The sequence below is a fragment of the Kaistella sp. genome (assembly GCF_049588135.1).
Classification (GTDB): domain Bacteria; phylum Bacteroidota; class Bacteroidia; order Flavobacteriales; family Weeksellaceae; genus Kaistella.
This window is the reverse complement of the sequence record NZ_JBAVFG010000135.1, coordinates 1-15,203: the sequence shown is the minus strand read 5'-3', so window position 1 is coordinate 15,203 and position 15,203 is coordinate 1. Positions and strand designations below refer to the sequence as shown.

Annotated in this window: 11 protein-coding genes; 4 read left to right on the top strand and 7 right to left on the bottom strand. The window is 28.6% G+C overall.

The genetic code is table 11. The features are described from left to right. Positions 1-125: 125 nt before the first annotated feature. A complete protein-coding gene (locus WBY99_RS07980) occupies positions 126-932 on the top strand; it encodes a PRTRC system ThiF family protein (protein ID WP_423975804.1) in 807 nt (268 codons plus the stop codon). Between the two features lie 466 nt (positions 933-1,398). Here WBY99_RS07980 and WBY99_RS07975 read toward each other — a convergent pair whose 3' ends face one another. From WBY99_RS07975 to WBY99_RS07945, 7 genes are all read right to left on the bottom strand, one after another. Continuing rightward, complete coding sequence (locus WBY99_RS07975) at positions 1,399-3,600, bottom strand: peptidase domain-containing ABC transporter (protein ID WP_423975803.1); 2,202 nt, start codon at positions 3,598-3,600, stop codon at positions 1,399-1,401. A gap of 70 nt (positions 3,601-3,670) precedes the next feature. Further along, positions 3,671-4,156, bottom strand: coding sequence for a GIN domain-containing protein (locus WBY99_RS07970; protein WP_423975802.1), 486 nt, complete (start codon positions 4,154-4,156; stop codon positions 3,671-3,673). Positions 4,157-4,217: 61 nt separating this feature from the next. Then, the gene (locus tag WBY99_RS07965) at positions 4,218-4,946 is read right to left on the bottom strand and encodes a hypothetical protein (RefSeq protein ID WP_423975801.1); all 729 of its coding nucleotides are present in this window, start codon (positions 4,944-4,946) and stop codon (positions 4,218-4,220) included. An 11-nt stretch (positions 4,947-4,957) separates the two neighbouring features. Continuing rightward, positions 4,958-6,310, bottom strand: coding sequence for a radical SAM protein (locus WBY99_RS07960; RefSeq protein WP_423975800.1), 1,353 nt, complete (start codon positions 6,308-6,310; stop codon positions 4,958-4,960). Between the two features lie 63 nt (positions 6,311-6,373). After that, positions 6,374-6,571: a hypothetical protein gene (locus tag WBY99_RS07955; protein ID WP_423975799.1), complete on the bottom strand. Its 198-nt coding sequence runs from the start codon at positions 6,569-6,571 to the stop codon at positions 6,374-6,376. Between the two features lie 129 nt (positions 6,572-6,700). Next, the gene (locus tag WBY99_RS07950) at positions 6,701-8,812 is read right to left on the bottom strand and encodes an outer membrane beta-barrel protein (RefSeq protein ID WP_423975798.1); all 2,112 of its coding nucleotides are present in this window, start codon (positions 8,810-8,812) and stop codon (positions 6,701-6,703) included. 567 nt (positions 8,813-9,379) lie between these two features. Further along, positions 9,380-11,005 (bottom strand): helix-turn-helix domain-containing protein, encoded by a 1,626-nt coding sequence (locus WBY99_RS07945; RefSeq protein ID WP_423975797.1) that lies wholly within the window; start codon positions 11,003-11,005, stop codon positions 9,380-9,382. A 310-nt stretch (positions 11,006-11,315) separates the two neighbouring features. Between WBY99_RS07945 and WBY99_RS07940 the strand changes: the two genes are divergently transcribed. From WBY99_RS07940 to WBY99_RS07930, 3 genes are all read left to right on the top strand, one after another. Next, the gene (locus WBY99_RS07940) at positions 11,316-11,480 is read left to right on the top strand and encodes a hypothetical protein (protein ID WP_423975796.1); all 165 of its coding nucleotides are present in this window, start codon (positions 11,316-11,318) and stop codon (positions 11,478-11,480) included. A 7-nt stretch (positions 11,481-11,487) separates the two neighbouring features. Then, positions 11,488-13,680 carry a prolyl oligopeptidase family serine peptidase gene (locus tag WBY99_RS07935; RefSeq protein ID WP_423975795.1) on the top strand — a complete coding sequence of 731 codons (2,193 nt, stop codon included), beginning with the start codon at positions 11,488-11,490 and terminating at the stop codon, positions 13,678-13,680. Between the two features lie 471 nt (positions 13,681-14,151). After that, positions 14,152-15,203: hypothetical protein (locus WBY99_RS07930; protein ID WP_423975794.1), on the top strand; the 1,052-nt coding region annotated here is incomplete at its 3' end.

Below are 15,203 nucleotides of genomic sequence, written 5' to 3'. Positions count from 1 at the left end.
AATAATCATAATCCGATAAAAGGAAATTGTGTAAATCTTTGGAAAAAACAAGTGGAAACAAAAGAATTTTTCCCGAAAGAAATTTTAGTAAAAAATAATAGAACATTAAAAGAATTATTATAATGATACATTTAGAAAAACCGAAAGTTCATTTTACGGATAATGATTTGCTTAATCCTACTAATCCTGTAACAGTAAATTTAATCGGAGGTGGGGGAACAGGTTCGCAAGTTTTAACAGCATTGGCAAGAATGAACCACGCTTTAACAGAATTGAATCACGCAGGTTTGTCCGTGAGATTTTGGGACGATGACATAATAACAGAAGCGAATTTGGGCAGACAATTATTTGCTGAAAGTGAGTTGGGATTGTATAAATCCGTTGCTTTGATTAACCGTATCAACAGATTTTTCGGAACCAATTGGAAAGCTGAAACTCTAAAATTTGAAAAAGATGTTTTGAGTCGAATAAAAGAAAATATGCAGTCTGCAATTTATATTTCGTGTGTGGATAATGTGAAACCACGTTTTGAAATTGCAGAAATTCTAAATGAATTAAAGGAGGGTAGGAGATTGTACAGAAATCAGTGTAAATACTGGATTGATTTTGGGAATAGTCAATATTCGGGGCAGGTTTTGCTCTCTACTATCGGAAATATTAAACAACCCAATTCAGACAAATACGAAACGGTTGAAAATCTGCCTTTCGTTACCGAAGAATTTGGAAAACTTTTAAAACAATCCGAAACGCAGGACGATACACCGAGTTGCAGTTTGGTAGAAGCTTTAGAAAAACAAGATTTGTTTATTAATTCAACATTAGCACAAATGGGAAGTTCGCTTTTGTGGAATTTGTTCCGCAACGGAATGACCGAAAACAGAGGGTTCTTTCTGAATTTGAAAAATTTTTATTCACAACCTATAAAATTATAATTTTTGTCGCTTGATTGAAAAATCGGGCGGCAAAAATGCAATTTCTCCCTTTGGTCGAAAACGCATTTTTGCAGGAAAGCGGAGCAAACACATTTCTAAAACATTGCCGGGTATGGGCTTTTGATGTTTTGGAAAAGAGGTTGCAATTAATTGTGGTATTAAAAAGAGTTTTAATGTTTCTTTTGAAAGAAAATAGTAAATTTGAAAGCATTGCCAGGATTTTTTGAATAATAGAATACTTTTTTACAAAATTAGACAGGTAGTATTTTAAAAATATATTTCTTCCTTGCGATTGAAAAAGTATTTTTTCGGAAAATCAAAGCACCTTATGAAGTTCAGCTTCCTTTTTTGTTTGAAAGATTGGAAACGAGCATTCCTGTAAAAGTATTAATAACGGAAGCAAGTGTAAATATAATTATTAGTTGTTATTTAAATTATTTTCAATATAATTTACGAAGTAGGACGGCTAATTTCCAAGTTCTAGCTGATTTTTTACAAGATTATAATAATCTGCTTTTCTTTCAACCAAACTTTGATGATTTCCTTGTTCTACAATTTCGCCATTTTTTAAAACAATAATTTGATCCGCATTTTTTACGGTACTTAATCTATGAGCGACAATAATTACAGTTTTCCCTTTGAAAAAAGATTGAAGATTATCGTGAATAATTTTTTCGTTTTCTGCATCTAATGCAGACGTTGCTTCATCAAAGAAAATAAAATGAGGGTTTTTATAAACTGCTCTTGCTATGAGGATTCTTTGTTTTTGCCCGCCCGAAATTCCGTTACCGGAAGCTCCGATTTTGGTATATAATCTCAAAGGCAATTCTTCTACAAAAGATTTGATGTTTGCGGTTTGTAGAGATTTGTCTAATTTTTCATAGTCTATATTTTCATCGCTTGTTGCAATATTTCTTTCAATGGTATCAGAAAAAATAAAACCATCTTGCATTACAACTCCGCAATTTTTCCGTAAATCCAATGGAGAAATATCATTAATATTCAAATGGTTAAAAAGTATTTCTCCAGACGCAGGTTTGTAGAATTTTAGGAGCATTTTAATCAAAGTTGTTTTACCGCTTCCACTGGCACCGACAATTGCGGTTACTTTTCCTTCGGGAATAAACAAATTAATGTCTTTCAATACATAGGGAGATTGGGGACCTTCATACTGAAAAGAAACATTTTTAAAATAAATTCCTTTTTCAATACCATTTTGTTCCGTATATTTTTTGCTTAAAAGGGGAACGTGATTTTTTTGTTCTTCTTCTTGGTGATTTTGTACTTCATTTAAGCGTGATAAGCTCAATTTTGCATCTTGTAAGGAACGGAAAAAAGAAATCAGTTGATTTACAGGTGAATTCATCTGCCCAATAATGTAAGAAACACTTAATAGTGCACCTAACGTCAAATGTCCTTTAATGACAAAATAGGCGGAAATAAAAGTGACAAATATATTTTTAAATTGATTAATAAGCTCAAACCCTGAAAGCTGTACTTGGTCTAATTTCAGAATCCGTATATTGATTTTAAAAAGTTTTTGCTGAATTTGTTCCCATTCCATGCGTTTGAAATCTTCAAATTGGTTCAGTTTCATTTCAGAAACACCATTAATGATTTCGTAAATCGATTCTTGGTTTTCACTTCTTTGTTGGAATCGGAAATAATCTAAAATTTTTCTCTTTTTCATCCAGTAGATCGACCATATAATTGAAATAATCGTCAAGGCCATATAAACAAATAAAATTCTGAAATCATAATGCCAAAGCACAACAAAAAATGCAGAAAAAGTAATGATGGAAAATAACGTTAATAAACTTTGTGATGTAAGAAAATTTTCAATTCTTTCATGGTCTTGAATACGCTGGTTGAAATCTCCCATTAATTTAGTATCAAAAAAATTTATGGGTAGTTTTAAAAGTTTTTTAAGAAAATCTGAAATAATTTGAATATTAATTTTTGTTCCCACAACAAGCATAATCCAGTTGCGGAAAATATTGATGACAATATTTCCAAAAAAAAATGCTAATTGTGCTAATAAAATGTAAGTAATGATTGAAAAATTCTTTTTATTTACACCATCATCTATTAGTTTTTGTGTGAGAATAGGAAATACTAAAGTAGTAACAGTGCCTAAAGTAAGTAGAAAAAGCATCCAGCCCATTTGACTTTGATGGGGCTTTAAATATTTCATTAAATATTTTATAGACAGTTTTTCTTCTTCAGGTGGGATTTGTTTATAGAAATCTTCTGTGGGTTCTAAAAACAGTGCGATACCTTTTTCACCATCTGAAAGCCATGATTTTTTAAATTTATCCTCACTTAGAGAAATAAAACCATGTCCGGGATCTGCTATTTTATAAATATATTTTTTTGTGAAAATATTTTTTGAAATTTTATAAAGGACTACAAAATGATTTTGATTCCAGTGAAGAATACAAGGTAAGAGTTCTTTTGAAAAGCTTTTTATTTCTAATTTTATTGCTGTTGTGTTGTAACCAGTATTTCCAGCAGCCTCGCAAATTCCTAATAATGATACACCATCTTTAGTAATAAAACTTTTTTTCCTTAAATATTGTAAACTAAATTCTTTACCATAGTGAGATGATACCATAGCTAAGCAAGCAGGACCACAGTCCATTTGATCATATTGAGCAATAAATTTCATTATTTAAATGTCGTTTCGTAAATAAAAGGTAATTCTGAGAATTATAAAAAATCATTAATACTTAAACTTATTAATCGTTTTTAACATCAAGTTTTCTCAAATTACTAATTAATACATTATTCTTGTGAAAAGTTATTTTATCTGTATGACCACCAACACGAAATGAAATAACATTTTGTAAATTAAAAAACAAAGACTGAGATTCAACTAGTAGATTTATTTTTCCACAATTTACAATTTTAAGTTTAATTTTATTAAAATATGTATCTTTTTCAGTTTGAAATGACCCTATATTTTTAGCAGAAATTGAAACATCCTCACTTTTTAGAGTAATGTAAATGTTGGCATTAATGTCTTTACTTTCTTCAACAAATTTTGTACATCTAATAAAAGCTATATTGTCAACAATTTTAAAGTCAATATGCATATATTTGTCCATTTCTCTTTCTATTACTATAGAATTTTCCATTCCTTTTAGTAGAAATATCTTACCTGCATTCTCAATCTTAACTTCATTTAAGTTTATTCCATTTAAATTTAATTTGCTTTTTATCATTTGACCATAATTGTTTTGAAATAAGAAACCTAATATTAATAATATAATAAATTTTAAAATTTTATGAAATATGAAAGTCATTTAATTTAAGAGATGGGTTATTAATTATTTGAGTACAAAAATCCATAATATAAGATTTTTCACTTTCTTCCTTACTTTCTCCTGTAGATATTAATTCTTTAAGTATATCATAAATCATGGATTTTCTAAATTCTTCAGTTTCTAATTTTAAGAATGCTGGTTTAAAATAAATATCATAATATGAGATTTGAGTTTTATTTATTAAAAGAGCAAATGTTAATTTTAATACATCCAAAGCTTCATTAATTTTATTTTCTCTCAACGCAATTCTTGCTAAGTTTTGCATTTGCTGAATTTTATGATAAAAAACAATTGGAAATCTTTCTTCAAAATATGAATCTAAAATCATTGTTTCTTTTGTTCTCAATTTTGCTTCTGTATAATCTTGTTTTTTATAAAATAAGTATGCGTCAACTGGTGTACAAATCAAGTCATATAATTTATTTTCTTCTTCATTTAATAGGGATTTATCAATATATTTTTTGGCTCTCGATATCAATGCTTCTGCAGCCAATATATTACCTTTTCTAGATTCTTTTAGAGCGTCACTATAATTTTCATAATAAAATGAAAAATTTCTTTTATTTTCGCAAATTGAATTTATCATTAGAGTAATACCTTCATCGAATTTAGCATAAGCCTTGTAATCATTATTTTTAGTTTTTGCAAGAAGGTCTAAACCTTCATATATATTATAGCATTTTTCCATAATAAAAATATTTAAAATACATCAAAAATCTCTAAACCTTTTTGAGAAATTAAATATGACAATGCAATTCGGTCTTCAATATTAAATTTTATTGAAGGACAGGAGAAAATCCCTTCTTTCCATGTCTTGGGGCATGCTCCACCGCAAACAGGTAATATCTTACATGAATGACAGGGAGAATTTGATTTGTTTTCCTTAATTAAATCATACCAATCTATGAAATGTCTTTTTAGTAATAAATTATCTGAAGATACAGTTTCTAAATTTCCTAAAATATAGTCCGAATCATCATAAGTAGGCACGTAGGATATCTCTGTACAATTATAAATATTACCATAGGCATCAACTAATTCTGCTGCCGGATCAACCGCCATACATGTTTGTTTCTTTCTAGCTGGCAAAATAGAAGAACTAAATTCATTTTTCAAACAATACATCAACCAGTCAATTTCTTTGTCGGCGAAATTTTCAACTTCTAATGATTTTAAATGTGCATCGTTACCCCAAGAGTGAATTGGTGCAACATAAAAACCTTTGATTTTTTTATTGAGTCCTAATGCTTTTAATTCGTCAATCAAAAAATTGGCTCCTTGATCATTAGTTTGATCAACATTACATCTGATAGTAATACCTACATTTAATTTTTCATACTCTTGATAGTTTAAAATACTAATCAGGTTTTCCATAATTATATTATAACTCTTTTCTCCTGATTTTAGAAATCTTCTTTTATCATGAAACTCTTCTGTACCATCTAATGTAATTTCAAAGGACTGAACATGGTGATTTTTAACTAAATCTAGAAAAACGTTAAGTTTCAGGGAAAGCCCATTAGTTGTCATTTTAGAAGAATAATCTAAATTGTGATCGTCAGCCAATTTTTTTAATCGCGGTGTTAAGCTCCGAATATTACTTAAACCCATTAAGGGCTCAGCACCAAACCATCCAATTTCTAAAGTCTTAAATTTATTTTCTTTCTCTAATTTATATTTCACTCTATCGACAATTGCATCCATTTGAACATCATTCAATAGTGCTTTTGTATGGTTCTGTCCACAATATCCACATCCTAATTGACAATTTGCGGTAGGCTGTATAACTTGGTATAATGTTCTGCTATCTAAAATTGAATTTTTATTCTCTTGTATAACTTCCTCTAATTCATTTTCTTCACTAGGTACAATTAAATAGGATGATAATAATTTTGAAAAAATATTATCAGGAAGGTTGTCATAATCTTCTCTTTCATAAATTGCCGCAGTATGACTTTCTAATGCTATTGTCTCTCCGCTTCGACTTGAATAATAAATAACTGTATCATTTCCTACATCAGTATTTATTTTATAATATGTATTTTTAAACATGCAAAAATTTTATTAGATTAATAAAAACCCCATAACATAAAATATATTATGGGGAAAATTAGTTTAAGGCGTTACTGTATCTGATTTACCGCATCCACTGTTACTAGTACATGAGTTATTAACGGTGCAAAGTGGTTGCCAACCTGCAATGGCTTGCCCTCCTCTAATAGCTAATTGTTCGTTAACACTAATTATCTCTCCTTGTTGCAAAGAGTCCAATTTAGTAACTGCATAAACATTTTTTAATTTAGAATTTTTCATTTTGAATATTATTAAAAATTAAGATTTGGTTAAAGTTTTAATACATTAAACCCTATTTTGGTATCGCTTGCAAGCATAATATATGTTTTCTCTACACTGCGCATTGTAAATAGACAAATATTAAATCATTTAAAAAGTAACAGCTGGAGCTGTACTGTTATTTAATTTCTTTTGAATTTGTATTTTTTTTCCACTTGAGAAATCATAGCTTAATCCTAACACAAACATATTTTTGTTATTATAAATGTTTGTTTCATTAGTATAAGCCACTAAATCACCAGATAAACTTCTTGTATTATACTTGGAAGGCATTCCTATCCAATACATACCGGTTGTGAAAGTCCAACTCTTATATTGATAGGCTGCAAAAAAATGACTTTGGTTTTCGTCTTTATTAAGGAAAGATCCATTTAAAGAAAAGACCGGAAAATTAAATTGATAATAAGCAGAAAAATTTTTGTATTGAGAGATTAATGCAAAATTATTTCTTACAAAATTTCTTTTATACCCTGTCCCATTTATTGAAACCAATTTTGTAGCAGTTGGGGAAATATAAGTTTTTAGAACGAGTAAATTGTTTCCAAAAGGCTTTATAGAACCGCTTATTTGCACGCCTTTTTCATTATAACTTTTAGCATTTTCATACGTTAAAGCATATCCTCCAGTTTCCAAATCTAATTGATAAAACTGTGCAAAATATTTGTCCACAATGTTATAGAAAAGTGTAGCATTTGCATCAAAATATTTATTGCTAAAAGAATAAGTCAAGTTATTTTTGAATAAATGTTGTGCTTTAAGATATGGATTTCCTTTTTGTACAATATTAGGGACAACCTGTACCACATTACTACTTAATGCTGATGCAAACGGACTTTGAGATGTATATTGTGTAACAAATCTCAAAAACTGATTTTTAGGTAATTCATAACTCAAAACCACTTTCGGCGTTGGAGCCCAATTATCCTGTGTAATTTCTGCACTCTTATTGTGAATTTGTGTCAAACCCATTCCTAATCGATAAGAAAACTTATTTTTTTTGCCAGAATATTCAGTGTAAAGATATTGCTCTAAATAGTTTACAGAATACTTTGCTGCTCCTAAAAGATTTACTAAATCATTATCAATTGAAGTATTAGAAACCCGGTATCCTGAACTTAATTTTCCATTATCAAAATTATGAACATAAGCAACTTCTCCTACAATTCCAGTTTGCGTGGCTTTTAAATTCATATCATTATTGAAAACATCAGTATTGTCACTAACTCTCCATTCACGGTCAAATTGGTAGGACTTCGTATTATAAAACGAACCTATTAAATTTAAGCTCAATTCATCTCTTTTACCAATGTTTTTAGAATAATATAGATCTAAAGTGGGATTGGTATAATTAGAATTATTGTTGTGAATAGTACTATGTAAGTTTTCCGTATTGTCCATTGTGAAAATACTTTGTCCTATTCCTTTCAGAAAACTTGAATTCAAAACCATATTTAGTTTTGCTTGAAAAACATACTTACCAGCATCAACATTTGCATATCGTAAACCAATATTTTGGTAGGTGTAGCCAAAATGGTCTTTCTGTCGTTCTGCAGAACGATAGTGAATTTGGTTTAAGTCATATTCATATGTTTTATCGACAATTCTGCTATCATAATCTCGAAGATTTATAGAATATTCCAAACCGAAGTCATTTTTCCCTTTGGTATAACCTGCATAAGCAGAACCATTTACAAATCCGGTTGTTAATGCTGATGTTAAATCTGTACCGTATGAATAACCAACTTCAGGATTTCTTGTGATAATATTCACTACAGTATCTGCTCTTTGCGAATATCTTGCAGGCGGAATATCAAAATATTCAATTCTTACAATATTTGTTGGCGCAATACTTTTAATTTGGTTATCAGAACCCTCAATCCCGTTTATAAGAAAGAGAATTTTTCCACCTTTAATACTTGTCACTGTACTGGAAATAGGATCAAGTTGCAATTCTGGCAATGTGGTAAGTAAATCTTTGGAATGCCTCGCTTTTTCAAGAGCCTCTTTATCAAAAGTATAATTTGCATGATCAGAAAATTGCTTTTTCTTTTGAGCTTTAATAAGCACTTCTTGAATTTGTTTGATATTTAAAGTATCTGCTTCTATATCAAGCACTTTATCGTTATTAGTTTGCGCAAAAACAACTCTCCCTATAAGTAATAAGAATATTGCAAAAGTCCATTTAATTTTTTTTTTATTCATAATTTCTTTTTCAATTAAGACATTTTAATACTGATCTTATATTACTATTCAACAAAGAGTGTTTTACCTTTCAGACTTATCGTTAGTCTGTGTATTATTCGGGTGATGATAAATGAATTGAAATAAAAGTTTTCTCATCATCTTTTAACAAATATATATGGCGAAATAATAAGAAAAAAGACAATGAAATATAGATTTATAAATTTATGTTTTAAATTTATAAATAATGAAAATATAAATGATTGAATATCAATTATCTAAAATAAAAATTGTTAAATATTGTTACTTTTCAGTAATTAGAAGATGAGAACTTATTTTAATGCTTTTTTTATGACTATTCAATAATATCAATTTTCAATAATTTAGATAAATCGAGATTTATGGCATAAATTTATCCGTAAATACTATGCGGGATTTCGAAAATTAATTTTATAAAGATTTTTAGTAATTTCTTCAAGTGTATAGCTACTAAATTTTTGTTTTATATCTCAACAAAACATAGGGAAATAACCTTTATCCATCTCAGGCATTATATAAAATATGATTAGATACGATGATGTATAAATATTATAATTGACCGTCGATTTCTTTTAAAAAAGCAGTTAGGGTTGTTCCTGTTCTTTTTTTAAAAGCTTTTGCAAACGCTTGTTCGTTATTATAACCTAATTCACTGGCAATAACTGAAAAATTATAAGATCGAAACTTTTTATCATTTAATAATCTGATTAATGCATAATCAATACGCAAATCGTTTAAATAATTGGGAAAACTTTTTTCTTTGTATATGTTTACTACCTTGGATAGGTAGGAAGAATTGGTTTTGATTTTTTTAGCAAGACTATCAACTGTGATTCCTGTTTTTAGATACTTTTCTTTTTCTTCAAAAATTTTTAATTCCTTTAAAATATGTTCTACGATTTCATCAGGTAATTTATTTTTTTCAGAATCAAAAACTTCTTGATTCGCAATGACTTCATTTTCAGTTTTATTTTCAGTAGAATGACTTTTCTCGCTGACAGACTTTATGAGGTCTTGCGCAATTTTTTTATATTCATTTTCTTTTCTTTTTGCCTTAACTAACAGAATCATAATGAATATCAATAGCAAACACAATATTCCTATAGTAGTATAAGATAAATATTTTTTGTTTTTTAATTCTTTTATAATCTCTTCTTTTTCAGATAAAAGTTTTGGCGTATCATATTTCTTCGGAAGCTCACGAGAAATATATCTGAACCCAGTGTCTAAAATAGAATTGATTTTGAGAAATCTATCAATATAAAAAAGTTGTTTTTCTTTGTCCTTTTTCTCTTTATAATAATCAATTAAATAACTATAAACATCCCGAAGTTCCGGAAAAGTATTATTTGTTTTTTGAACAATAGAGTCAATTTTGATGTAATTTTCGACAGCTTTGTCTTTGTTTTTTGATTCAGCATAAGATTGTCCTAAATACAACATTGCATAATTAGCATCCAAATCAATATTATTTTTTAAAAAATAGGCTTTAGCCTTTTCTAATATTTCAATTGATTTAGGATATTGCTTCGTTAATAAATAATACTGTCCCGATAAGGATAAATATCTATTATATCTTACATACTCATTATTTTTTAGCGTATAATTAAGGCCATTTTTTATTAATTTTTCTGCTTTTCCAAATTCATCAATATCCAAATAAGAACCTGCTAAATTTATTTGAATGTGTTGTATATCTTCATTTGTTAAAGAACCAGAATTGTCATAATAGTACTTCAAAACCTTAGATGCTTCATGTGGTTTCCCGATATAACCATTCAAATATGCAATTTGTAAATCTGCAATTGCAATTTGTCGTGTGTTCTTTTTTTCTTTTGCATATTTTAATGCAGTAATATAATTTTCTAGAGCTAACTTTAGATTATCAGCGTTATAATATAGCATGCCTTTAAATAAATAAATTCGAGCTGGATATCTTTCATCTTGTACATTTTTACTGATTATCTCTAAACTATCTATATATTTTAATGCGACCGGTAAGTCTTTATTGTAATGATTCAGTACGTATCCTTCGGCTATATACTTTTTATCTTTATTTTCTTTCTTTGCTTTTTTAATATAAAACTCTGCAATTATTCGAGATTCTTCGTTTTCATTATTATCCTTATAACTATAAAATTTATTTTCTAATTCTTCGTAGGAATATTTATTCAAGTTTTCAAATAAACTACTTTGTGAATATAGTAGATTGCAATATCCAATGAATAAAAGGAAAAAATATCTCATATTTTTCATAATTTAATAGTTTTGCAAAAATACCATTTTATTATAGGAAAATTACACAGAATGTATAAGCTATATTCAGAAGAATCAACAACCTTAGCTATTCGGTGTAATTCCCTGTAATTAAGCTGAATAAAGACTTTTTTATTGTTATATATTTATAAATCTATAAATACAACTCATTGAAGTTTTGAAAAATATGGTTTCATTTGTACAAATAATTATAAAATTTTAAAACGTTATGAAAAAGCAAAAAAGTGTAAAAAAAATTTCATTAAACAAAGTGAAAATTTCAAAAATCACTAATCTGAAATCGATAAAGGGTGGTGATGATGATTTGGAAAAAACAGGTTGTATGTTTCCTGAAAATGCTAGTAAACCAAATGAAACCACGATTAGAATATGATTATTTAATGAAAAAAATAATATTTATCATTGCTTTTCTTTTAGCTAAATATATGGTTGCTCAAAAAGGCGATCCTGCTCCATCTTTACCAGTTATAGATGAATATTTTGGTAATAAAATTTTTGATGAATACCGAAATTTAGAAAACTTGAAAGATTTATCCACCATTAAATGGATGAAATCTCAGACAGATTATGCTATCTCTGTTATCAATAAAATCCCAAATAAAAATTTTTATCTGAACAAAAGATTGGAATTTGATAAAAGGCAAGGTTTTTCCGTTTCGGATTTAAGCATTACAAGCAATGATAAATATTTTTACCTTAAAATAAATGCTGGTGAGAAGTCGGCAAAAGTATATTACAGAAATGGATTTAATGGAAAAGAAGAAATACTTTATGATCCAGCAGATTTTAGTTCTTCCTTAAAGAATTTATCTGAAAAATTAAAACATCAGTTTGTAATCAACTTACTAAGCCCAAGCTGGGATGGGAGCAAATTAGCCATTTCCTTAACTGAAAATGGCAAAGAATTTTCCGAAGTCATTGTAATGGACGTAGGAAAAAGATATATTCATCCTGAAATTATCACAAATACAGATCCTTCGAATATCGGAGGAATCAGATGGCTGGAAGACAATTCTGGCTTTTTCTATATTTCATATCCCACCATTGACAGCAGTTCTAAAGAATATGGAAAAAATACACAGTCCGTTTTATACAAAATAGGGCAAGATCCTCAAAAATTAAATGTTGTATTCTCTAATCCGAACAATCCCAATCTTAGAATAGAAAAAACGGCGTTTCCTGCTGTTTTGTCATTCAATTCTGATGACAAATACTATATAGGGATTTTAGTGGATTCTGAAGATTTTAGAAACACATTCATAATTAGCAAGAAAGATCTTTTAGAAGGCAAAAAAAACTGGAAATCATTATATACTAAAGAAGATAAGGTACAAAACATAAGCTTAGCAAATGATGAAATTTACTTTTTATCCGGATATAATTCTTTGAATTATAAATTGTGTAAAACCAGTACGAACAATCCCAATTTCAGAAATCCAGAAGTATTGGTTCCCGAAAAGCCAGATGAAGTAATAACAAATTTTAAAATCACCAAAGATGGGGTTTACTTCACAAGAACTAAAAATGGCGTAGAAGCGAAACTGTATTTATACAAAGATGGAAAAGAAACTAATATAAAAACCCCTTTTGTAACAGGAAATATTTATTTGGAAGCAAAAGGGAAAGATTTTTCAGATATTTGGATTAGCTGTTCAGGTTGGGCAAATGAAGAACAACGATTCAAATATGACTTACAAACCAATTCCTTTATTTCTGAAAATCTTACTCCAATTATTGAATACCCAGAATTTAAAGATGTTGTTGTTGAGGAAATTACTATAAAATCTTATGATGGCGTAGAAGTCCCATTATCTTTAATTCATAATAAAAACATTAGAAAAGATGGTAATACTCCTGTACTTATTAATGGTTATGGTGCTTTTGCAGAATCCTATTATCCCTATTTTTCTTTGAGTTATTTATTATGGGTTAACCAAGGAGGTATGGTTGTGGTTCCGCACGTAAGAGGTGGCGGAGAAAAAGGAGAACAATGGCATATTGACGGACAAAAATTGAAAAAATCCAATTCTTGGAAAGATTTAATTGCTTGTACGGAATTTTTAATAGCACAACACTATACATCACCAAAAAAAATAGCGCTTTTAGGAGGAAGTGCCGGTGGAATTTTAATGGGCAGAGCAATGACAGAAAGACCCGATTTATTTGCTGCAATAATGATAGAATCTGGAAGTCTAAATACATTAAGAAAAGAATTTTCAGGAGGAACTGGAAATACCACAGTTCAAGAATATGGTTCGGTAAATGATTTGGAAGGATTTTTGGCTTTAAAAAAAATGGATGCCTATCATCATATAGAAAAAGGTGGAAAATATCCAGCGACTTTAATTACTGCAGGCATTAACGACCCTATCGTTACTCCCTGGATTTCGGTAAAATTTGCTGCAAAGTTATTAGCAAATAATACCTCAGTTAATCCTGTGTTATTAAAAATTGATTATGAGGGTGGCCATGCTACTAGTAATTCTGCAATACAGAGATATGCTAATATAGGAGATCTTTTTGCATTCGCATTTTGGCAACTTGGACATCCCGATTACCAACCAAAAGATTAACCAATGCCACGTTTCCCTTATGCTTTTTTTGACAATTTTATTGTCAGAGGATTCATAAATCCATGATGTCTCATAAAAAAATGTTTTTCTTACATATTAAGATTGAGAATTTTAATATTATTTATTCATCTATAAATTACAAATTCTGATGTGCTTCTTCAGTGTCTTTTTCTTGAATAAACACCTATAAAAATCAACCTGTCAACCCGAATGTTATATTAATTCATAACAGATCAATCCATAATACAATCTCATTTATAAGACAATTGATATTTTTAATTATTTAAATAACACTATGATTATGTGTTGGTTAAGAATTATATTGAATCATGAATTTATAAATCTATAAAGTAAATATTTTGATTGAATACAACAACTCGATAAGTTTGTAAAAGATATTTAAAAATGATACAGTTAAGAATTTTTGTTATACTTTTTATTTCAATTATTAGTGTTTTCAAATCGCAAAATTTGAAACTAAGAATTATTGATTCAGAAAATGGTGATCCAATTCCAAATGCGAGAATAATTGATGCAAATATGATAATGTATAGTAATGATGATGGTTTTATTTTGTTGCCCGAAATTACTAAAAACATAGAAGTTTCTGCCTCGGGTTTCCAGACAGAAAAATTTTCGCATTTCAACAAAATCGTAAAATTAAAACCCTTATATAAAGAAATCGATGAAGTAAAAATTATCAATGTTGATATAAAAAAGCTTTTTTCAGATGTGTTGAAAAATTACGAAAAGAGGTATTACAATAAACCGTCTATTTATAACATTCTTTACAAACAAAAAAACAGTGATGACGATATCTTAAGTTTTCTTTTGATAGCTGATGGTAAACTTTGGACAGAATCCAATACCTACAATTATAAAGATGCTTTTAATAAAAGGTTCGATAATTTTATTCAAATGGAGGTTGATTCGGTAAAATATTTCAAATCTGCTATTTCTGAAAATAATTTTTGCAAGGGGCAATCTTTGAATAGATCAAAGGATTTTATAGGAAACCTATTTTTCAACTATGAATTAGTACGAGTTAATTATTATTTCAAAACAAAAGATGCAAAATATTCAGGCAAGATTGTTAATGATTCAAATAATGAGCAAACAATTGTCTTTAAAATAAATACTTCTGAAATAGATGTTTCTGGCACAATTACTTATCAGAAAATTGACAAAACAATTATCCATTATGAACTGAACTATGATCAAAGCAAATATCCTTCCTATAAGGTAAAAAACAAAAGCGGATTGGAATATGAGTTTAAAGTGGGAAATGGAGTCACTTACTATGATTTCTATAAAAAAGGTGATAAATATCTTCCTTCTCTTTCTGGAACGAAAGGATATAGTTATTGTACTTATGACGAATTAAAACAAAAAAATAGTTTTAGCAGAGAAATTATTTTTCAGAAATTCAGTGAAACTAATATTTCTGAACTTCCCAATAAAATTGATCTTACAAAAAGAATTTGGGAAAACATTTCTAAAGAGAAAACCCAAAACAACAGCGT